Genomic DNA, 19,650 nt, shown 5'->3' with positions numbered 1-19,650 from the left:
CTTTTCATGGTAAGTCAAGTTTGATTGTGGCCGGTTTTATTAAACCCGAAAACCAAAAAAATCCCCCATTCATAGTTGACAGCGCTCTAAAGCACTATCGAACTTGGGGGAGTGTAACCAACAAATATTCAATTTTATCGATACTCTTTCGGAATGCGGCGGGCCACCTTCGTTCGAATCGCAGCCTCTATCACTCGTTGTCGTATCAAATCTACCACTTTTTGATCGAAAACACTTGGAATAATATATAACCTATCCAATTTATCCTCTGTTATGACGGAAGCAATAGCCTCAGCAGCAGCAAGTTTCATTTCTTCATTGATTTCAGTCGCCCTGCAGTCCAGCGCCCCACGGAAAATCCCGGGAAAACAGAGTACATTGTTAATTTGATTCGGGTAGTCAGACCTCCCGGTCGCCATAACGGCGACAATATCATCGACTTCTTCCGGAAGGATTTCGGGTGTCGGATTAGCCATCGCAAACACGATCGGTTTGGAGGCCATAGTAAGCACATCCTCCCGTTTCAACAAACCGCTTGAAGAAAGTCCGATGAACACATCGGCTCCCCGCATGGCATCCTGAAGCGTGCCCGAAACACCAGCCGTATTGGTATTCTCGGCAAACCACCGTTTCATCGGATTGGAATATTCGTTTCCTTTCACCAGAATTCCGTTTCTGTCCAAACCGATGATATCTTTCACTCCAGCAGCCAGCAAAATTTTCGTGCAGGCGATTCCGGCCGCCCCGACGCCGCAGACAACCACTTTAATGTCACGGATGGACTTGCCGGCAATTTTCAGCGCGTTAATCAGTCCTGCATACATGACGACTGCCGTTCCATGCTGATCATCATGGAAGACGGGAATATCGAGTTCCCGGCGAAGGCGTTCCTCTATTTCAAAGCAGCGTGGCGAAGAAATATCCTCCAGATTAATTCCCCCGAAAGATGGCGAGATCGCTTTAATGATTTTGATGATGTCCTCCGTATCCTTCGTATCCAGACAGATTGGGTATGCGTCAACATCCGCAAACTGCTTAAACAGCATCGCTTTGCCTTCCATCACCGGCATTGCCGCTTTCGGTCCGATGTCCCCCAGCCCCAAAACGGCGGTTCCATCCGATACAACGGCTACCGTATTTCTTCTGATTGTCAGCGAGAACGCTTTTTGTTCGTCTTCATGAATGGCCATGCATACTCGCGCAACATCCGGCGTATAGACGCGGGAAAGATCGTCGCGGTTCTGAATCTTTACCTTCGGATGGATGCCGATTTTTCCGCCCAGGTGCATCAGAAAGGTGCGATCCGAAACATGCACCAATCTTACCCCTTGCAATCTTTCGATGGCTTCGGTAATTTTACGGTTATCCTCCGCGTCCTTCACGTTGATTGTAATGTCACGGGTGGTCGAGTTAGGCCCGATATGAATGGTATCGATGGCGATAATATCTCCGCCCGTAAGCGATATAGCGTTGGTCACCATACCGAAGTTCATCTTCTCCGTGTCGATATCAAGACGAATGATAATACTTTTTCCTCCTAATTCCTGATTGCTGCCTGTACTCATATTCTGGTCCCCTTCCCGCAAATCCCTTCATAAACACATTGCGGACCATCTTCATTACCGAAATGATCTTAGTTGATCTATCGGTTTAAATTTCCGCAAGGAAAGTGGGATTCTCGTTCGTCATGATCCTGACTTCTTCCGCGCTGAAACCGTTCTGCAGAAGATTCGAAATAAACATCTTCATCCCTTCGTCCGGATAAACATATTGCGGTTGGCCCAAATCGGTGGACAGAATGCAATTTTCAGGGCCTACGTAGCGAATTTGTTCATATACCGATTCCCAAGTCACTTTATCGGTGTATGGAGTCGTAAAGCAAAACTCCATAATCGCCCCTTTATCCGCCAGTTCTTTGATCTGCTCCTTGGAAAGATCGGATGAAGGAAAATTCGGATGGGTGATAACCGTTTTTTTCATTTTCCGTTTGGCCGATTCTTCAACTAAGGCATAGATTTCTTTAACGCTGATATGGCCTGTTGCAAGCACAAGGCTGTGATGAGCCGCAATGTCCATAATGTCCAGCACCTGACGCTTAAGCGTACCGGACTCATCCAACAGCGAGATATTCGGCATCGTTTTCCCTTGTTCTTCAAGTTCCATCTTCATCTTCGCCCAAAACGGAAGCTTGTCGTGCTTCGCGGTTTTGAAATGCTCCTGCTCATTCAAGGAGTCAAATGTCGGCATCCAGACGATTTTCGCGCCATCCCGTGCGGCGATTTCTACGGCCATCGGGTTCAGGCCCCCGACCGTATTGTTCAGACAAATGGCGCCGACGACATTGACATCGGGGTACAGTTTCTTGGTCAAAGCGGCTCTTTCCGCCGTGCAGAAATAGTGCGACTTAATGCCGAATCCCTTCATGCCGGCCTTTTGCATACGCTCCGCCATTTCAAAATCATCCAGCTTCCTGCCGATTACATCAGGTCCTGTGTGAATGTGGAGGTCATAAGCTCCTGCTAACAATTGCTCTGCATCCATGGTATTTCTCTCCCTTTTTATGTTATTGTGACTATCTTTTCTATATGCCAAGATATTGATGCTGGATTTCATTGTTATCGAGAAGCTCTTTTGGCGAGCCCGACCAAACAATTTGCCCCTTGCTCATAATCAGCACCTCGTCGGCAACCCCGCAGGCCAAATGGAAATTTTGCTCGACAAGAAGAATGGAAAGCCCGGACTTTTTTAAACCGTGAATGATATCGCCTACCTGTGAAACCACGGATGGAGCCAGTCCCTCCGAAGGCTCATCCATCAAAATAAGCTGGGGATTGGTCATTAGCGCCCTGCCGATCGCAAGCATCTGCTGCTGGCCGCCGGACAGCTGGTTGCCCATGTTTTTTTCCCGCTCTTTGAGAACGGGGAATAACGTATACACTTTGTCCAAATCCCAATCCGGCAGAGCGTCCTGCGTTTGCGAACGCGCCGCCATCGTCAGGTTTTCACGGATGGTCAGGGAAGGAAATACACGTCTGCCTTGGGGCACCAATCCGATGCCTGTCCGTGCGATTTCATGGGGCGTTTTGCCCGTGATGGTCTTGCCAAGAAACCGGATCTCCCCTCTTTTCGCCGGCGTAAGTCCCGAAATGGAATGGATGGTCGTTGTCTTTCCCACTCCGTTTCGGCCCAGAAGCGCTACACTTTTGCCCGCCGGAACGTTGAATGTTACGCCTTGAAGCACATGGCTGTTGCCGTAATAGGTATGTACGCCTTCAATCGTCAGCATGCGATAAAGCCCCCCCGCCGAAATACACATCTTGCACTTGGCTGTTATTGCGAATCTCGTCCGGGCTTCCGCTTAATAGCAGCTCCCCGTGATGCAGCACCGTAATGCGGTCCGCGATGGAAAAGACGACGTCCATATCATGTTCGATAATCACCATGGTCATCGAGCGCGGCAGCTGCTGAATCAACTTGGTCGTATGCGCTGTTTCCGCAGGTGACATGCCTGACGTCGGTTCATCCAGCAGCAAAACTTTCGGTTTCAGCGCAACAGCCAGCATCACTTCCAGCACCCGCTGTTCACCGTATGACAATTCACTTACTATTCTGTCTTTTCGCTCCAGAAGGTTCCATTGTTCAATCAGTTCGTCGGCCTCGGCCCGGATATCCGCATAGCTGTCAAGCGGTTTAAAAAAACGGTATTTATAAGGCTTGTTGGATGTAATGGCAAGATAAACATTTTCTTTTACCGTAAGGTTCCAGAACAGATTGTTTTTCTGGTACGTTCTCGACATCCCGAGACCGACCCGTTTATGGGTTTCCATCGTACTTATATCTTGATTCTGGAGAAATATTTTCCCGCTGCTGATCGGCAGGAATCCGGTTAAACAGTTAAACAGGGTCGTTTTTCCGGCACCGTTCGGACCGATAATAACGTGGCGTTCATTCTCCTGCACTTCGAGAGAAACGTCTTTTAGCACCTGCAGCGCCTTAAACGATTTGCTTATTTTTTGCGTTTTCAACAGCGACATTTGCGTCTTCCCCCTTTCCCGGCCTTTTCTCCCAGAGAGAAGAAACAAGCTGCACGATGCCCCCGCGCCCGTAAAGCACAAATGCCACAAAAATAATCCCCATTATAAGCTGCCAGCGTTCGGTGTAAGAGCTGACGTAGTTTTGCAAAATGATAAAGAAGACGACGCCGACTACAGGCCCCAGCAGCGTTCCCGCTCCGCCGACGATGACCATAATGAGCGCCTGCCCGGAAAAAATCCAAAACATGAGGTCAGGGCTGACGAATGAATTAATAAAGGCGTAGAGCGCGCCTCCGAAACCGGCGAGCGTACCGGAAAGCGAATAAGCGATTAATTTGTAATTGCGGGTTTGATAGCCGAGAGCTTTCATGCGTGTTTCGTTTTCCATGATGCCTTTGACGATTTTCCCGATCGGCGAATTCACAAAGAGCAGCAGAAGAAGATAGCAAAGTAAAAAGCCAACCCCGGCCAAATAATACAAGCCATGCGTGCTCGTGATCGGACCGAAACCGAAATCGGGAGACACGCTTATCTGCATGCCGTCTGCACCGCCGGTCCATGATTTCATTTTAAACGCGAAAGCGAACAGCATCTGGCCGAAGGCAAGCGTAATCATCAGAAAGTAGCCGCCCGTCGTACGGATGAACAATGCGCCGGAAATAAGCGCCAACAATCCGGAGAAGACAAGCGCAGCGAGCAGCAGCACATAAGTATTGCCGATATGCTCGCCGAGCAGCGCCACCGTATACGCCCCGGTTCCGAAGAAGGCCGCGTGACCTAGTGAAACGAGTCCGGTATATCCCATAATAAGTCCCAGACTGAGCGCGAACACAGCCATAAAGAAAATTTCCGTTGCGAGATTCGTGCCGAAGCTGCTTAATATCAACGGCAGCACGAGAACCATAATAATCATGGCTAAAAAGAAGTAGGCATGTTTCCTCACAGCTGCACCCCTCTTCCGAACAACCCGGTCGGACGAACCAGCAGCACGATAACCATTAAGATAAACACCAAGGCCATGGAAACCGAGGGGAACCAGACTTTTCCTAACGTATCGATCATCCCGACCAGGATCGCTCCTGCAAAGGCGCCTTTCCATGTTCCGAGTCCGCCGATAACGACGACAACCAAGGAAGAAATGAGGACTTCCGCATCCATTCCCAGATAGATTCCCGTTACCGCACCGCCAAGAACGCCGCTGAAGCCGGCAAGCAGAGCACCGAAAGCGAAAACGCCGGAAAAGGCCAAGCCTACATTTATTCCGAGCGCCGATACCATCTGGCGATCGTCTACCCCGGCTCTGATGACCGACCCGACACGCGTGCGGCTTTCGAAGTACCAGAGAAGCACGGCAACCAGCACACCGACCATAATTACAAACAGACGAAAGACGGGAAATACGGTTTCTCCCAAATGAATCGATTGGCTAAGTTCCCCGGGAACCGGGATACTTTGCGGGCTCGTGCCCCATGCCCACTTCACCAGATCGGAAAAAATAAATGTCAAACCGAAGGTGAGCAGTACCTGGTCCAATTCCTTCCCGTACACGCGGGCCAGGAAAACCTTTTCCATAAACCATCCGAATAGACCGACGAGGATAATCGTCACCATAAGCGCGACCCAAAAGCCCATCCCCTGCTTCATTAACGCAAATGCGACATAGGCTGCGATCATGAAAAAGGAACCATGGGCAAGGTTAACAACATTCATAAACCCCATAATGATTGATAACCCCGCCGCAATCATAAACAGCAGCATCCCGTAAGCCAAACCGGTTAAAATATGTGAAAACAGAATGGATGCATTCAAGACATTTCCTCCCTACCGAAAGTGAACATGGAGTGATTAATAAGTGCAACAAAACCGACTTCTGTTTCGGAGGTTTCGGTCTATTCTTAAAAGAATGAGCTAAGATTAATGGACGTCAGTACCGTTTGATCCGGGTAAATCGTTCGCGCAGCTATTTTCCACTGTCCATCCACTCGTCTGAGTATGTCCAGCCGTTCTCCATAAACCTGGTCGGAGACTTCGTCCTTCGCTCTACTCCGCATAAACAGAAATGCGCTTCTGACCTCAAGCTCATCTTTGCGCGGTTCCCGCTCAATCAGAATATTGTTGATGAAATGCCGCGTACGCGGTACCGGATCCCAGGCCCATGCCGAGGTCGTTGCCATACGGCTTACCCGTGTGATGAGCGATTTCTTCGTTTCTTCAAAGTAAGTCATCTCATCCACAATGTTGGAGCCGTCTTTTTTCTCGCGGGTGACCCTTAGCGGCATGCGGTAAATAATGTCTTCCGTCAGCAGGCCCAGCCATTCCTGGAATTGCAAGCTGTCCAATATGTACGCTTCGCGCTGAAGGAAATTCGTGATCTCATAGTGAAGTTCATAGTTCATAATGATGGCTCCTTTCCTCAATTATTTTATTTCCGAATGCACCGCGGACTGCCGCAGATTGACGTCACCGGTGAGCAGAGACAGCCAGAATTCATGCATGTTCCTTGACGCATAGTCGACGTAACAAGTCGGATAAGCTACGCCCGGTCCGTCCCAATGGTCCAGCGGCTCTACTTTTCCCTCGCCCATCATATAGTTCAGCACATTGTTGTAGCTCAAATCCTTGTCACGGGCAAGTATGCCTTTGCTCGCCTGCGTCACGCGCGCCCAAATTTCGGCATCGTCCTGCTCCAACGTGCCCGACGGGCCGAAGGATGCGATGTAGCCTTTGTACGAGGCTTGCTTGTATGCTTCCGGCGCCGCCTTGTCGATCATAAACCAGGACCACACTTCGATTTTGTCGGCTGAGATCGGACGCCACACACGCATGTTCAAGTAATTGTGCAGATGACCTTCGCTTCCGTGAAGCGGACTCAGGAAGGACAAGTTAGGGAAACAGTTGCCTACGATAACGGTACATTTCGATAAAATATCATGCTGCTCGGCCGTCAGGTTCTTTTGGAACATCGGCCACATCTCTTCGGGCATTCCCTGATACGGCGGTATGTCTAAACCCGGAACGCCGGTATTGATGTTAACGTTGTGTCCATGGTCGAGCACCACTTGATAACCATAGCCCGAGAACAGCGGATCCTGCGGGCTGATGCCAAGTTCCACCGTCGAGCGGTGTACGGTCGCCACATGGTACGGATCCCCTCCGAAGTTTTCCGATGTCAGCTTCCAGTTGGCGTTAAGAATCCAGCGCTGCGGAACGCCTCTGACCTCCATGCCGCCATCGCTGCGGTTCAGAAGAATATCAAAATACCATTTCATTCCTCCGAGGTACTCTTCCAGCGGCATGGTATTTGCATCCAGACAGCCGAATATCAAACCGTTGTAGGTGGCGACCTGCGGCACCGGCTTAAGACCCCATTGCTCTTTGTCCATGCCTTCGCCGTAAACCTTATCCCCTGCGACGACGCCGATCAGCTTGCCATCATTATTAAAGCTCCAGCCGTGATACGGGCATTGAAACGTGTTCTTTTTGCCGAAATCGGCTGTACACAGCTGCATGCCTCTGTGCGGACAGGAATTAAGAAATGCTTTGATTTCTCCTTTTTTCGTCCGGACAACCAAGATCGGATCATGAACCAGCCATCTGGTGATATAGCTTCCCGGTTCCTTCAGCTCGCTCTCATGGCCGAGAAGCTGCCACGCATGAGCGAATACTTTCTCGATCTCCTCGTCGAATATAGCGGGGTCGTTCAAAATCCACTGCGGCATCATCCCCTGCGAGATTTTTTCTTTTATCTTCCGCAATCTGTCTTCGTCCAAAACAGTACTCATAATTCTCCTGCCTCCTCATGTGAATTAATTAGAAATTACTTTGCCGCGGGATCCTTTTCCGGCATAACCATTTCTCCAAGATTCGCCAATGGTTCGAAGACGATTCTGCCGTCTTTCATTACATTTCTGCCGGCATAAAACGTTTGAATCGGATTATTCGTTTGGGGATCGATGGTAATGCTGCCGCGCGGGCTATTGATCGTAATTCCTTTAAGCGCTTTCAAAAGATCGTCGCTTTTTACGCTTCCGCCTGTCTTCTTCACCGCTTCCGCGAAGGCCTGAGCGGCATCATATCCATATACGGAGTAGAAATCCGGTATTTTGCCATACTTCGCTTTAAATTCTTCGACAAACTTTTTGTTCGTCTCATTCTCGAGTGCAGGGTAATAGTGGAAGGTGCTATAAATTCCTTCTGAATCGGCACCGGTCGGTTCCGTGATGAGGACGTCTCCGAATTCGCCGGAAGAAGTCAGCGGGATGTTCCCCTTCAGGCCAAACTCTTTATATTGCTTAATGAATCGGATTCCGTCTGCCCCAGGCAAGAATGCAAATACCAATTCCGGTTTAGCCTGCTTGATTTGATTCAGATTTGTCGCATAATCGTTTGCCCCGAGCGGAGGGTAGGCTTCCTCGATGACTTTGCCGCCGGCCTGGATAAACGCCTCTTTAAACCCGGCAGCCACTTCGTGTCCTGCAGGATAGTCGGACGCTACGATGTATGCCGTTTTGCCGACTTTGTCGGCAAAGTACTTGCCGCCGGGCGTTCCGCTTTGCCAGTTAGAGAGGGAGGTACGGATCATATAGTCGCTTTTCTTGGACCAGGAAATATCATTGGCGGCGGCGGTGACGATAATCATGGGTTTCTTGACCTTTTGCACCTCGTCTGTAAGCGCATACACAACATTGCTTAGAAGGGGACCGAGCACGACATCCGCCTTGCTGCTGTTAATAAGCTGGCGGTACTTCCGTAACCCCGTCTGAGGATTCCCTTCATCATCCTCGTACTTGATTTCGACCTTGCGGTCTCCGATCATGTAATTATGCTGCGAGAAATAAAGCTCGATTCCTTTTTTGGCACTTTCTCCGGGTTGTGCTTGAGGGCCTGATTGACTGAGGAGTGCACCCACGATAATAGGGTCTTTGCTTTCATCCGCGGCCGCGGTTGAGGCTCCTGGTGAAGAGGGGCTTTCTGAATTTTGCGTCGTCGCAGCGGAACCGCCGCTGCAGGCTGTGAGGAGTATAGCCAACATAACTGTCATCATTGCCGTCAGTCTCTTTTTCATCTTAAAATCCTCCCCCAAAACAACATGAATTCGGTTGCATGTACAGGTCTTTATCAGATTATAAAATTGGAGACACATAATACATGGTTGGGTCCGTACTATTTGTCCACTACCGGTGTGCCGTATGTATGGAATGTGGAGATCGTAGGCGTCAGCCAAGCCTGCCCTCTGGCGCGTTCTGCCTGGCTCCAGGTGATGGTCTCCGCATCCGGCGCATAAATGAAATAGCCTCCAGTACAGACCTCAATTCGGTTTCCGCCCGGCTCATAGCAGTACAGGAAGAAGGTTTGCTGAATCGCATGCTTTGCGGGTCCGCCTTCGATATAGATGTCATTGTCGATATAAATGTCTGCGGCCCGTAAGATTTCTTCCCGCGTATCAACGAGAAAGGCAAGATGGTGGAGTCTTCCCCGGCTGTTCGTGGAATCAACCGTGTAAACCAGCTCATAAGATTTCTGCCCCGAATACAGCCATGAACCGGCATGCTCCCCGCTGTCGAGCACAATCTGCTCGCTTACTTTCATACCCAAATGATCCTGCAGGAACTTGCTCGTCGGCTCGACTTTCTGTGCCAGATAATTGATGTGATCCAGCTGGCGGACGCCTACCCCGTTGCCGGTATATTTTTGCGGCTGGTTCTTCAGGATGGGGCGTAAATGTTCAGGCGCTTTATACTTTTCCGTTTCAAAGTAAAGCTCCATAGCATGCCCGTCGGGATCGCGAAATTGGTAGGACTTCCCATGACCGAAGTCGCCTTCACTCCAACCGATGCCATAACCGCTTTTGTCGATGGCTGCCGCACGCCGTTCCAGCGCTTGCGGCGATGTCGTGCGTATCGCGGTATGTCCGATCCCCGGTTCCTTGGACTCGGTCAATTTCATACAATAAGACTCATAATTCCCGAATCCGCGAAGAAATACAGATTGCCCCTCACGTGCCACTTCCTGCATACCCAGAATATTCGTGAAAAAGGCAACGCTTTCATTCGGCTTCGGCGTCAGCAGTTCAACATGCCCCAGATGCGCAATATCTCTGACCTGTTCGTTAAAAGTATCCATCAGATTTCTCCTCCCAAAAATGAATGCAAGATTGTTTTACAATTATGTATGCAAGTTTAGTTTAGTTTGTTTTTCATCATGTGTCAACATGAATGTTTAAAGTAACCGGTCAATAACAGGAAAAAAAGACGAGTATTGACATCATACCCGCCTCTTCATCTACTTCCTTAACCATTTAAGGCTTTGTGCACGTATAGCTTTCCGCTGCATTTACGTCTCCGGATCCGTTGTATTTCGGCCATTCAGGATAACGGCATGCGGGCCTTGTGCGTCCTACCGTGTTCTTATTGGCATCTGTCGCAACCAATTGATCGGGAGCTTCATTTGTTACGACCCACTTATCCAAAGCACCTAGCGTATCCATTGTTGCAGTGAACGGACCGGTGCCGTGACCGTAACCGGGAATTGCGTAGAAACGAACAAATGGATCCAGGCTGGTTTTTCCGAATTCCTTCTCAAGCCCTTCGTAATAGTTGATCGTATTGAAAGGACTGACACCTCCATCGGCAAGGGCCCCTACAAGAATAATCTTACCGCCCTGCTCTTTGAAGCTTTCGATCTTCGTGCTGTTAGAGTTTAGAAGCTCGGATAACTCCATAATCCGCTCTTTATATGTATTCGGATCAAATGTCAACGAATCAAAAGACGGATCTTGTGTGACAAGGTATCTGACATTCGTATCACCGGAAGCTGCGTGAAAAGCATCCCCTCCGACAGGAGTCCACATAGGCGGCTTTGCCGGTACCGGTCTTGTACCCAAATGGAATGCAGATTTATCACCGCCCAGCAGAATTGTGGATTGAGGGAATGAATCAACACCGTTATTAAAGGTGAAATCATAAGGCATTGGCGAACTCATTACCCTTACGGTATGAATCTGGGCATCCGACAGACAGTCATTCCCGGTATCGGCGCCGTCCGGACAACGCAGGGTATTTTCCACCGTTTTTATGGTAAACGTTTCGCTGCATGTTTTCACATCACCGATGATACCGTCCACCACACCGTCCAGACCGTCGCAGGCCTGATATACAGCATCGTTCAGAAGCTTATACTTTTCCGGATTCAACCATCCGGCGCCATCATTTGCATAAAGGGCTTGTGCATATTGGTTGTCCGTGAGATGCAACAGCATCAAATGAACAACTGGATAGAAGGCAATGACACCATCATAATCACCCGGCCACCTCTGGACAACCGTCAATGCTTCCCGGCCGCCTTCCGAACTTCCCGCAAAGTATTTTTGCTCCGGAGCTTTTCCGTAGTGGTTTTTGACTAAAGTTATAGCCACATCATAAGTCTTTTTCAGCTGATCGCCGGCGAAATTATTCAAAGCTTCCTTATTAAGGCCGAAGGAAGCATCGAAAGCAACCGTGCTCTGATGTCCGGAATCACTTCCGAATGTGACATAACCCTGCTTTAGAGGCATCGGAACGCTCGACATTTGACCGGGAGTACCGCCCAAACCTGTAATCAGCGTGCCGTTGAAACCGCCTCCGCCCAGCTGCAAGGTTTTGTGGTTCCATTGGGTCGGCAGGTTGATTTCAAAAAGGATATCCGGCGCGTTCTGATCCACCGGGTGAATGGCGCCGAGCACCTTGCAAAACTCGCCGTTCACATTGCTCTCTTCATTTTCCAGCACCAGAGAGGCCGATTGAATCGTGGCCCCGCTTGTCGGCAAACGAATGTCGGATGCCGGGAGTATCCTTCCATCCAGTTTTGAACAGGCATTCCGCGCAACCGTGAACCCGTATATACGCTCAGCCAGATCATTTGCCTCTTGAAGATCCAGCTTGGCATGAGGATTAACTTTTTCCGAAGAATCCGCTTTTATTACTCCCAGTGTATGTAGATAGCGGACCGGAAGCTCCGCCCAGCCGGCAATTTCTTCTTTATCCGCGAATATTCCTTGATTCGCTTGGTCACCATTGAATCCATCAATCGCGTTCTCCATAACCCGATACAGCATCGTTGAAAGTTCCTGCTTGCTGACGACTGCGTCGGGCCCGAATTTTCCGTCTTCGATCCCCATAACAATCCCCGCAGAGTGAGCCTTATTAATTTCAACGTCATCCGTATCGGTAAAAGGGTTGTGATTCGGATGGATTGTTTTTCCGCTTATGCGTTCATATAACCGTACCGCCAACTTTGCCGCTTCTCCCCTTTGGACAGGAGCGCCATCACTCTCAAGCTTAACCGTCGATGCTGGGTCGTCTCCTGCAGGTGCCTCGGCAAAACCGACAGAGGAAAACATAGGAGATACGGACGAGACCAGGAGTGCCATGGTTAAAAGCAAGGTACATCGTTTCTTTGTTTTCAAACTAAAAGCTCCTCTCCATACTATATAAATCATCCATCTTCAGCACAGTTACTGCAACTGCTTTCATGTCTGGTGAAAGGTTAAGGCCGTTGAATACTTAACAAGGAAAGCCGGAACCTCTTGGCGTGCAGGAATCCGGCTTTCTTGTAAACGAATCAGAGATACAGCTGCTTGTTGATCGGGATGTTGTGCTCCCGGCAGTAGCTTTCATAGTGGTTGATGTACCACCAGACATCGAGTGTCTCGAGGAAATTGGCATTCTCGTCGTAAAACTCGATCGGTCCTTGAAGCCAGCCGAACAGCTTGACACCATCCGGGTGGTCAGTCACGAGCGTATGCGTCTCTCCCGGTGTTTCGTAGATGAAGTCTCCGGGACCCGCTACCCAGTCATATTCGAGATAGCGGACGCTGCCTTCCAGGCAGAGCATGACCACCGTCCCCCTGTGCCTGTGCGTGCCGATCACGCCCGGTGACTTGATCCAAAGAATGTTGCTGTAGATGTTGTTGCGGACATCGAAGGCTAGATGGCGAATTGCAGCGTTATCGCCGAACGGCACCCATGGGCTCTCCTCCCCCTCTACGAACTTACCCTCGACGCCATGGCGCTTGATCACATCGGCATAGGGCTCGGGGATATCGACAATCTTGTAAGCGGACGGCGGCGCCGTCATCTTCTTATCGGCCGTTTCAGACATATTTATTTTCCTCCTTGGTTTTCGTTATAATCCTATTGTGAATCAGCAGCAGCATGATGTAATCCAGGCACCTCTGAAAAAATAGGCTTCTTCATTTGACAACTGTCCCTTCATGATATACCCAGTAATTTTCGCCCTTTTCTTTCTCTAATTGGTCAAGGATCTCTAAATGAATTTCTTTTACTTGTTGTGGAGTAATTAATTCCTCTGGATCCACTTTTTCTATTTGTACGCTGGTTTTGTCTTCATATAGATGCTCACCCTTCAGCCTTCCTTGCTCATCATAGGGCCATAAGAACACTTGTCGGCTGCTTAAATGGTAATAAGCTTCCAAATCATCGACCTGAAAGCCCATATTGGCCAGGTCTTTTCCCTTGGTTATCTGATGAAAGGTCAGCTCATCTGCAATCCCCCAGTCAGCAACAGCAATTCGATCGTCTGAATTCCAGAGTACGGCTTCTTTTACGCTGTTGTAAAAGTCAATCACCCCTTCCTTCTCTTCGATAACAACAGGATTATCACCCCATGTCACTCGATAAACAGGATGGTCTGCCATCATATCGTCCGCGACAATCTTTTCAAATTGACCGGATGCCTCAAGATGTACGTGTCTTCGGTAATTATTAAGAATGGCTCTGTGCAGTGGATTTTCCGTCTTTGTCAACAGCTCCTCCACCGCATCCATACAGTGACGTATTTGATATTCAAATCTGTTCATTCAAGATTCCTCCCATTATTTTTGTTTTACAGCCGTATGTTCTGGTTGAAATGTATGATGAATATCGTACAAGCTGCCGAATCCAATAAATTTCTATTGGGCGCAATACCCGCCATCAATCACTAATTGACTGCCTGTTGTAAACTTGGATTCATCCGATGCCAAGTATAGAATTCCATTTGCGACATCGATTGGCTCACCAAAATGACCCATTGGAAGTAACGACTTGACGTAGTCCACATCTTCAATATTGGACATCATCGGTGTTTGAATATATGCCGGATGAACCGTATTTACTCTGATTCCTGTGCCTGACTTCGCGCAATACAGAGCTGCAGATTTAGATAATAAATCTACGCCTCCCTTGCTTGCGCTATAAGCCACTAGTCCAGGGTCACCAACGATTGAAACGATGGATGAAACGTTAATGATGGATCCTCCGCCCGTCCGTTTCATCGCTTCTATACCATATTTGGTACCTAAAAAAGGGCCGTCGAGATTGACGCTCAGAATTTGATGCCATAGTTCAAATGTTGTATCTTCGATCGCAGCAAATTTTCCAATCCCGGCGGAGTTTACGACGACATCAAGCCGTTCATAGGTTTGCAGGACCGTTTGGATGACAGACTTCCACTCATCCTCCATGGAAACATCATGCTTTATAAAAGTAGCGTGACCGCCGGCTGAATGGATCCATTCAACCGCTTTTAAGCCATTCTCTTGATGAATATCCGTTAATACAACCTTTGCCCCTTCTTTAGCAAATAATAGGGCTGTCTCCTTCCCGATACCCGATGCTGCACCTGTAATCAAGGCAACCTTTTCCAGCAATCTCATTCTTTATTCCCTCATTTCAGTGTAAGCTCCATTTAATTAAAGATTTATCTTTTTAGGCGTAACCAGAATCTTTGAATGAGATTTATCGGTCAAAAGGGTCGTAAAACCTTCTTCTACAATTTGATCTAATGAAATTTTTTTGGAAATCAATCCCTTTGCATTTATTTTTCCGTTAGCTATTAACGAAATCACCTCCGGGAAAACATGCCGATAAGCACAGGAAGATCGGATCCTCCGTTCGTTTAACACAAGTAGATTAGGATTAAATGTTACCGCCTTTTCCCATAAACTTACGATCACCATTTCCCCATCCGGCTTAACGCTGTCAAGCGCTTCCAAAAAAGAGGTTTCTACGCCTGCAGCTTCATAACTAACGTCCACACCCTTGGTGCCGGTGATTTTATGAATAGCCTCCACCGTTTTCTCTTTTAGAGGGTTAATGAAATCGGTGGCACCCAATTCTTGAGCTTTAGCCAAACGGCTCTCGGATACTTCCACGGCAATAATTTTACTGGCACCCGCGGCTTTGGCAGCCTGGATCAGAAGCAGCCCAATGGGGCCGGCTCCAAATACGGCACATGCATCCCCCACCTTTAATCCGCTTGAACGAACGGCATAAACAGCCACCGCTGCCGGTTCAATGACCGCACCTTCTTCAAATGAGATGGTATCGGGCAGTTTATGTACCAAGTGAGCCTGAACCGTTGTATATTCCGAAAATCCTCCCCCATTTGACGTAAGTCCATGAAATCCGCGTTTGGGACACAGGTTATAACGACCGCTTTGGCAATGAATACAAGTACCACAAGTTAAAATCGGTTCCACCGTTACACGGTCACCCATCGTTACATTTGTCACGCGATCTCCTATTTCAACCACTCTGCCGGCAAACTCATGACCCAGAATCACCGGAGCTACCTGCCCTGTCAATGGATGAGGCTCCGAAACGGGGATTGTCATAGGTCCCGATACGTATTCATGAAGATCGCTGCCACAAATACCGCACCACTCGACCTCTATTTTAACCATTCCTTCCCCGGTGACGGGTTCTTCCACCTCAACGACCCGGACATCTTCTAATCCGTACCAGATTGCAGCTCTCAACCTTATCCTCTCCTCCGCAGGCAGATCATCAATGTATAGATGAGCCGGGTCAAATGTTTGATACCGTAGAAGATCGCAGCTCTGCTTCTCTTTTCGCCTTAACCTTAATCGGTGACGTTTCGATTAAAAACAACGAGACCAAAGCACTGATAAGGGCAAATGCCGCTGACATCAACAGTGGAACCATGATCCCGTAATGGTCGGCAGCGACACCGCTTAATGTTACGATTCCAACGCCGCCTATCAATTCACCGACGCCCATTGTCAAGCCTACGGCGGCTCCAATATATTTGCGGGGAATGGTTTCAGCCGGAATGATCGACATGAAGAGAGCCATGGGTCCCGGCCCTGCGCATCCGATAATAACAAGTATCATCAACATCCAGAATGGTCCGTTGAAAAACAGGATCGATAAGGGACCTAACATGGAAATGAAGGAGAATGTAATCATTGCCGGCTTTCTTCCCCAGCGATCAGACAGCGCCGGTACAACAAATCCCCATACGGCCGCGCTTATACCGACTGCTGACATGACATAACTCATGATATCGGGCGAAACTCCTTTAGCTTGAACCAGATAAAGAGGAGCAAAAGTAAAAACCAGCGTATACCAAGGGATGAAGAAAATACCGATAATGATGCATAATACGATATTTCTGTATTTAAACAGATCCCGCACACGGACGTTTTCGTCTTTTTTATTACCATCAGTTGAAATCGATTCGGATTCATTAGAAGTTTTCGGTTCCCGGACATATCTCCATATCAAGAAGGCTACAATCAGACCGGGAATTAATGTGAGTAAGAACGTGTTTCTCCAACCGATGGCTATGGCAACCGCTACAAGAACGATCGGTCCTAAAACTCCACCCAGGAAATTAGATGAAAAGTTTTGTAGAAATCCCAGATTGAAGCCACGCCGTGATTCTGATGATTCCACAGCTAGAATGGATGCACCTGTAGGAAAGAACGGCCCTTCAACCAATCCCATGAGCATGCGTATAAAGAGCAAGAAGAGGAAACCTGTTACCACGCCTGTCATAAACGAACAAAGAGAAAAAAACAAAACCGAAATGGCTAAAAAAACTTTTCTCTTTCCTAAACGATCCGCGAAATAGCCTCCAAAATAGCCTCCGAGTGCCCAAGTTAAAGAAAATCCTGCAACGATCAAACTGATTTGGGTATTGCTCATTGGAACATCCTTAATAATAAACGGCATCAAAAAATTAACTGCCAGTCGATCGAAAAATAAAAATCCCCAGCCCAATGATAGAATAAGTAGTAGCTTATTTTCATAAACCCAAAACTTCCTGTTTGCCATGCGCTTCACCCTCTCAAATAGGTAATAGCAAATCGGATGGAAAAGCTCTCATGATAGCGGGGCTGTCCTCACCTCCTTATTTTAGTCTAAGCATCAACTTGGTTTTTTTATTCCCTTGATTAGCGATTGGCTTTGGTTTGTCTTGTTCGTAAATGTAAACGGATACAAAATTACGCAACATGTACACTTCGCTCAATTTCAATTCCATTTATTACCTCATCGTTGTAATTGATTTTATCAGGAACCTAAAAAAACTCAATATTCATAAAATTCAAAATCAACTGATGAATTTATCAATTTTGTTTAACATTTTTGTATAAAATGATGCTATATTATTTGTACAATTAGTTTATTGTTACTTAGGAGTGATGATCATTCATGTTCAATAAATCTGACTTACATTCGTATATTACGTTCGATGCGGCTACCGGAAAAATTCACCTTAAAGATCAGCGGATGATTTTGGTTGGAACGGATGCAATCGGCCTACTGCGTCGGGATCTGATCAGGTCGGTAGGCATGGATCAAGCCAAAAAGATTTTGTTGCGGTACGGCAGAAATTACGGTGTAGAGTTCGCCAAAAATTTGAAAGCGCTTTTTTCTCTTGAATCACCGTTTGAATGGTTCCATGCAGGCCCGCAAATGTCTAAAATTACGGGAGCTTTTTTTTCTCAAAATGCTAAGATTATATACAATCACACTACGGGGGAATATTTTGCCGAGGGGTACTGGCATTACTCTTACGAGGCCGAACAGCATTTGAAGCATTTTGGCGTACATAATGAACCTGTTTGTCATACATTAACCGGGTTTATTGGGGGGTATGCGTCTGAACATTATGGCAGGGATATTATCGTTAAAGAGATAAAATGCGTTGGGAAGGGCGACGAACATTGCCTTATGATCGCCAAGCCTGCAAAGGAATGGGATGAGAAGGATTTGCTTGATCAACTGGATCAGGATAGTCAGGAAATGATAGAAATAAACAGCCCCTTTCTTAAAATAGAAAAACAACGGGATGCTTATAAAAAATTGCTGAAATTTAATGAAAAATTATCCGAAATTTTAATTCAAGGGCAGGAGCTGTCCTCCATCATAAAATTTTTAGGCGAAACCCTTAATCTTGGCGTCACCCTGGAAGATAAAGATTTCAGACTCATAGAATCATTTGGCTTATTTAAATACAGCATGCTGGATATTATTAAATTTAAAAATCATATTCTTTTTTCCAATCTATTAAAAGATATCAAGCAGCCGGTCCATTATACGTTCGCAGAAGGAAGCGGTTGGACGCATGAACGTCTAATATGCCCCATTCATACCAAAAATGGCCTGTTTGGTTATATTTCCTTAATTAAAGATTCCGGAGAGTTTGATGAAACGGAGTTTTCTGCTTTGGAAGCAGCTTCGAAATTTTGTTCCATCCAATTGCTGCATACCATCACTAGAATTGAAGTGGAGCATCGTTTAAAAAACGAGTTGTTCATTGAGCTTTTAAAGAAGAATTGCAATGCAGATGAATTAACCTACAGATCAAAATTAATGGGATATAATTTAGAGCTGCCGCATTATCTCTTTATCGTTCATTTCGCTTCCCTTGATCCGAACGCGGACCCGGCTAAAGATTTACAAGTTCAGATCATCGACACTCTTCATACTCAAATAAAAAGCTTAGGCTCACATACGCAATGCCTGTTGACAAGTAAATCCGATCATATTATCGCTATAATCCCGCTGGAGTTACTTGAGAAGACAGGCATCGGAGTAAAACCGTTGGCTCAATTGCTATTAAAAACGCTCGAAAGTAAATATAAAGATATGATAATAACGTTTGGAATTAGTTCGATTTGTAAAAAAATAGAAGATTACCGCAGGGGATACGAAGAAGCGCAAAAAGCCGTCCAATTGCTGACGGTTCGGAAGAAACATTCAAGCATTGTTTCTTCTGAGGATCTCAGCACCTTTTCCAAAATTATTAACCCCGAAAATATGGATCAATTAAAAAAATTTGCCGAACTTTTACTTCAAGGCATTAGGCTATATGACGAAAAAAATAACAACGAATTGTTAAAAACGTTGTTTTATTATTTAGAGAACCAGGGCAACATCCAAAACACATCGCAGGATCTGCATATTTCTATTGGCGCAACAAGGTATAGACTAAAAAGGATTCAAGAAATAAGTCATCTGGACCTGACGAGTTCCAAAGATTTCTATGAAGCGCATCTCGCCTTGCAAATTCTTATCTTTTTGGATGACATCGATATTTACTGACGGTAGTTCCGTCAGCATCTTCGATATAGAGAAAAGGCATGGTTTGGAGCCAGCAGGCATCTCCTCCTGGACTTCTTTAACAGAAATGAGGGTTCAGAAAGATGAACAGGTAAAAGAAATAATCCTAAAAGCCTTCCATTTCAAAAGACGCAAAAAAGGGGCCCGTTCCATCAAGATGACACTGGAGGGGCAATTTAAGGTTGTCTACAATCTAGAACGCATCC

17 protein-coding genes and 1 pseudogene are annotated in these 19,650 nt (G+C 47.1%); 2 read left to right on the top strand and 16 right to left on the bottom strand.

Annotated elements, in window-relative coordinates; genetic code table 11:
• Positions 1-134: 134 nt before the first annotated feature.
• The 16 genes from FKP33_RS14090 to FKP33_RS14015 form a co-directional block, all read right to left on the bottom strand.
• Positions 135-1,565 carry an NAD-dependent malic enzyme gene (locus FKP33_RS14090; protein WP_141335508.1) on the bottom strand — a complete coding sequence of 477 codons (1,431 nt, stop codon included), beginning with the start codon at positions 1,563-1,565 and terminating at the stop codon, positions 135-137.
• An 85-nt stretch (positions 1,566-1,650) separates the two neighbouring features.
• Positions 1,651-2,541, bottom strand: coding sequence for a DUF6282 family protein (locus FKP33_RS14085; RefSeq protein WP_127610583.1), 891 nt, complete (start codon positions 2,539-2,541; stop codon positions 1,651-1,653).
• Positions 2,542-2,581: 40 nt separating this feature from the next.
• On the bottom strand, positions 2,582-3,286 hold the full coding sequence (locus tag FKP33_RS14080) for an ABC transporter ATP-binding protein (RefSeq protein WP_127610770.1): 705 nt from the start codon (positions 3,284-3,286) through the stop codon (positions 2,582-2,584).
• Positions 3,273-4,034 (bottom strand): ABC transporter ATP-binding protein, encoded by a 762-nt coding sequence (locus FKP33_RS14075; RefSeq protein ID WP_127610772.1) that lies wholly within the window; start codon positions 4,032-4,034, stop codon positions 3,273-3,275. Before FKP33_RS14075 ends, FKP33_RS14080 begins: the two co-directional genes overlap by 14 nt.
• The gene (locus tag FKP33_RS14070; protein WP_244933053.1) at positions 3,994-4,977 is read right to left on the bottom strand and encodes a branched-chain amino acid ABC transporter permease; all 984 of its coding nucleotides are present in this window, start codon (positions 4,975-4,977) and stop codon (positions 3,994-3,996) included. The genes FKP33_RS14075 and FKP33_RS14070 overlap by 41 nt, the downstream gene beginning before the upstream one ends.
• On the bottom strand, positions 4,974-5,843 hold the full coding sequence (locus FKP33_RS14065; protein ID WP_236595957.1) for a branched-chain amino acid ABC transporter permease: 870 nt from the start codon (positions 5,841-5,843) through the stop codon (positions 4,974-4,976). Before FKP33_RS14065 ends, FKP33_RS14070 begins: the two co-directional genes overlap by 4 nt.
• Positions 5,844-5,929: 86 nt before the next feature.
• On the bottom strand, positions 5,930-6,430 hold the full coding sequence (locus FKP33_RS14060; protein ID WP_141335507.1) for a 3-phenylpropionate/cinnamic acid dioxygenase subunit beta: 501 nt from the start codon (positions 6,428-6,430) through the stop codon (positions 5,930-5,932).
• Between the two features lie 21 nt (positions 6,431-6,451).
• Positions 6,452-7,816, bottom strand: coding sequence for an aromatic ring-hydroxylating oxygenase subunit alpha (locus FKP33_RS14055; protein WP_155615113.1), 1,365 nt, complete (start codon positions 7,814-7,816; stop codon positions 6,452-6,454).
• 35 nt (positions 7,817-7,851) lie between these two features.
• A complete protein-coding gene (locus FKP33_RS14050; protein WP_181410146.1) occupies positions 7,852-9,099 on the bottom strand; it encodes an ABC transporter substrate-binding protein in 1,248 nt (415 codons plus the stop codon).
• A gap of 98 nt (positions 9,100-9,197) precedes the next feature.
• Positions 9,198-10,157, bottom strand: coding sequence for a catechol 2,3-dioxygenase (locus FKP33_RS14045; RefSeq protein WP_127610835.1), 960 nt, complete (start codon positions 10,155-10,157; stop codon positions 9,198-9,200).
• A gap of 175 nt (positions 10,158-10,332) precedes the next feature.
• The gene (locus FKP33_RS14040; protein ID WP_181410145.1) at positions 10,333-12,477 is read right to left on the bottom strand and encodes a tannase/feruloyl esterase family alpha/beta hydrolase; all 2,145 of its coding nucleotides are present in this window, start codon (positions 12,475-12,477) and stop codon (positions 10,333-10,335) included.
• Between the two features lie 155 nt (positions 12,478-12,632).
• Positions 12,633-13,172, bottom strand: coding sequence for a 2,4'-dihydroxyacetophenone dioxygenase family protein (locus tag FKP33_RS14035; protein ID WP_218029667.1), 540 nt, complete (start codon positions 13,170-13,172; stop codon positions 12,633-12,635).
• A 91-nt stretch (positions 13,173-13,263) separates the two neighbouring features.
• A complete protein-coding gene (locus tag FKP33_RS14030; protein WP_127610639.1) occupies positions 13,264-13,890 on the bottom strand; it encodes a hypothetical protein in 627 nt (208 codons plus the stop codon).
• Between the two features lie 93 nt (positions 13,891-13,983).
• A complete protein-coding gene (locus tag FKP33_RS14025; RefSeq protein ID WP_127610637.1) occupies positions 13,984-14,727 on the bottom strand; it encodes a glucose 1-dehydrogenase in 744 nt (247 codons plus the stop codon).
• Between the two features lie 36 nt (positions 14,728-14,763).
• Complete coding sequence (locus FKP33_RS14020; RefSeq protein ID WP_141335504.1) at positions 14,764-15,831, bottom strand: 2,3-butanediol dehydrogenase; 1,068 nt, start codon at positions 15,829-15,831, stop codon at positions 14,764-14,766.
• Between the two features lie 49 nt (positions 15,832-15,880).
• Positions 15,881-17,152, bottom strand: coding sequence for an MFS transporter (locus FKP33_RS14015; RefSeq protein ID WP_141335503.1), 1,272 nt, complete (start codon positions 17,150-17,152; stop codon positions 15,881-15,883).
• A 378-nt stretch (positions 17,153-17,530) separates the two neighbouring features.
• On the opposite strand from FKP33_RS14015, the gene FKP33_RS14010 reads away from it, so the two are divergent.
• Positions 17,531-19,426: a XylR N-terminal domain-containing protein gene (locus FKP33_RS14010; RefSeq protein WP_141335502.1), complete on the top strand. Its 1,896-nt coding sequence runs from the start codon at positions 17,531-17,533 to the stop codon at positions 19,424-19,426.
• A 43-nt stretch (positions 19,427-19,469) separates the two neighbouring features.
• A pseudogene (locus tag FKP33_RS27455) lies at positions 19,470-19,650 on the top strand (hypothetical protein); the annotation flags it as partial.

The organism is Paenibacillus sp. tmac-D7 (assembly GCF_006519665.1).
Lineage (GTDB): Bacteria > Bacillota > Bacilli > Paenibacillales > NBRC-103111 > Paenibacillus_G > Paenibacillus_G validus.
This window is presented reverse-complemented; position numbering and strand designations above follow the sequence as displayed.

What these genes read in the sequence shown, in the direction of transcription:
- FKP33_RS14075 (WP_127610772.1), bottom strand. Translation starts at nt 4,034, where the DNA reads ATGTCGCTGTTGAAAACGCAAAAAATAAGCAAATCGTTTAAGGCGCTG.
- FKP33_RS14050 (WP_181410146.1), bottom strand. Translation starts at nt 9,099, where the DNA reads ATGAAAAAGAGACTGACGGCAATGATGACAGTTATGTTGGCTATACTC.
- FKP33_RS14080 (WP_127610770.1), bottom strand. Translation starts at nt 3,286, where the DNA reads ATGCTGACGATTGAAGGCGTACATACCTATTACGGCAACAGCCATGTG.
- FKP33_RS14025 (WP_127610637.1), bottom strand. Translation starts at nt 14,727, where the DNA reads ATGAGATTGCTGGAAAAGGTTGCCTTGATTACAGGTGCAGCATCGGGT.
- FKP33_RS14035 (WP_218029667.1), bottom strand. Translation starts at nt 13,172, where the DNA reads ATGTCTGAAACGGCCGATAAGAAGATGACGGCGCCGCCGTCCGCTTAC.
- FKP33_RS14015 (WP_141335503.1), bottom strand. Translation starts at nt 17,152, where the DNA reads ATGGCAAACAGGAAGTTTTGGGTTTATGAAAATAAGCTACTACTTATT.
- FKP33_RS14060 (WP_141335507.1), bottom strand. Translation starts at nt 6,430, where the DNA reads ATGAACTATGAACTTCACTATGAGATCACGAATTTCCTTCAGCGCGAA.
- FKP33_RS14090 (WP_141335508.1), bottom strand. Translation starts at nt 1,565, where the DNA reads ATGAGTACAGGCAGCAATCAGGAATTAGGAGGAAAAAGTATTATCATT.
- FKP33_RS14045 (WP_127610835.1), bottom strand. Translation starts at nt 10,157, where the DNA reads ATGGATACTTTTAACGAACAGGTCAGAGATATTGCGCATCTGGGGCAT.
- FKP33_RS14055 (WP_155615113.1), bottom strand. Translation starts at nt 7,816, where the DNA reads ATGAGTACTGTTTTGGACGAAGACAGATTGCGGAAGATAAAAGAAAAA.
- FKP33_RS14085 (WP_127610583.1), bottom strand. Translation starts at nt 2,541, where the DNA reads ATGGATGCAGAGCAATTGTTAGCAGGAGCTTATGACCTCCACATTCAC.
- FKP33_RS14010 (WP_141335502.1), top strand. Translation starts at nt 17,531, where the DNA reads ATGTTCAATAAATCTGACTTACATTCGTATATTACGTTCGATGCGGCT.
- FKP33_RS14030 (WP_127610639.1), bottom strand. Translation starts at nt 13,890, where the DNA reads ATGAACAGATTTGAATATCAAATACGTCACTGTATGGATGCGGTGGAG.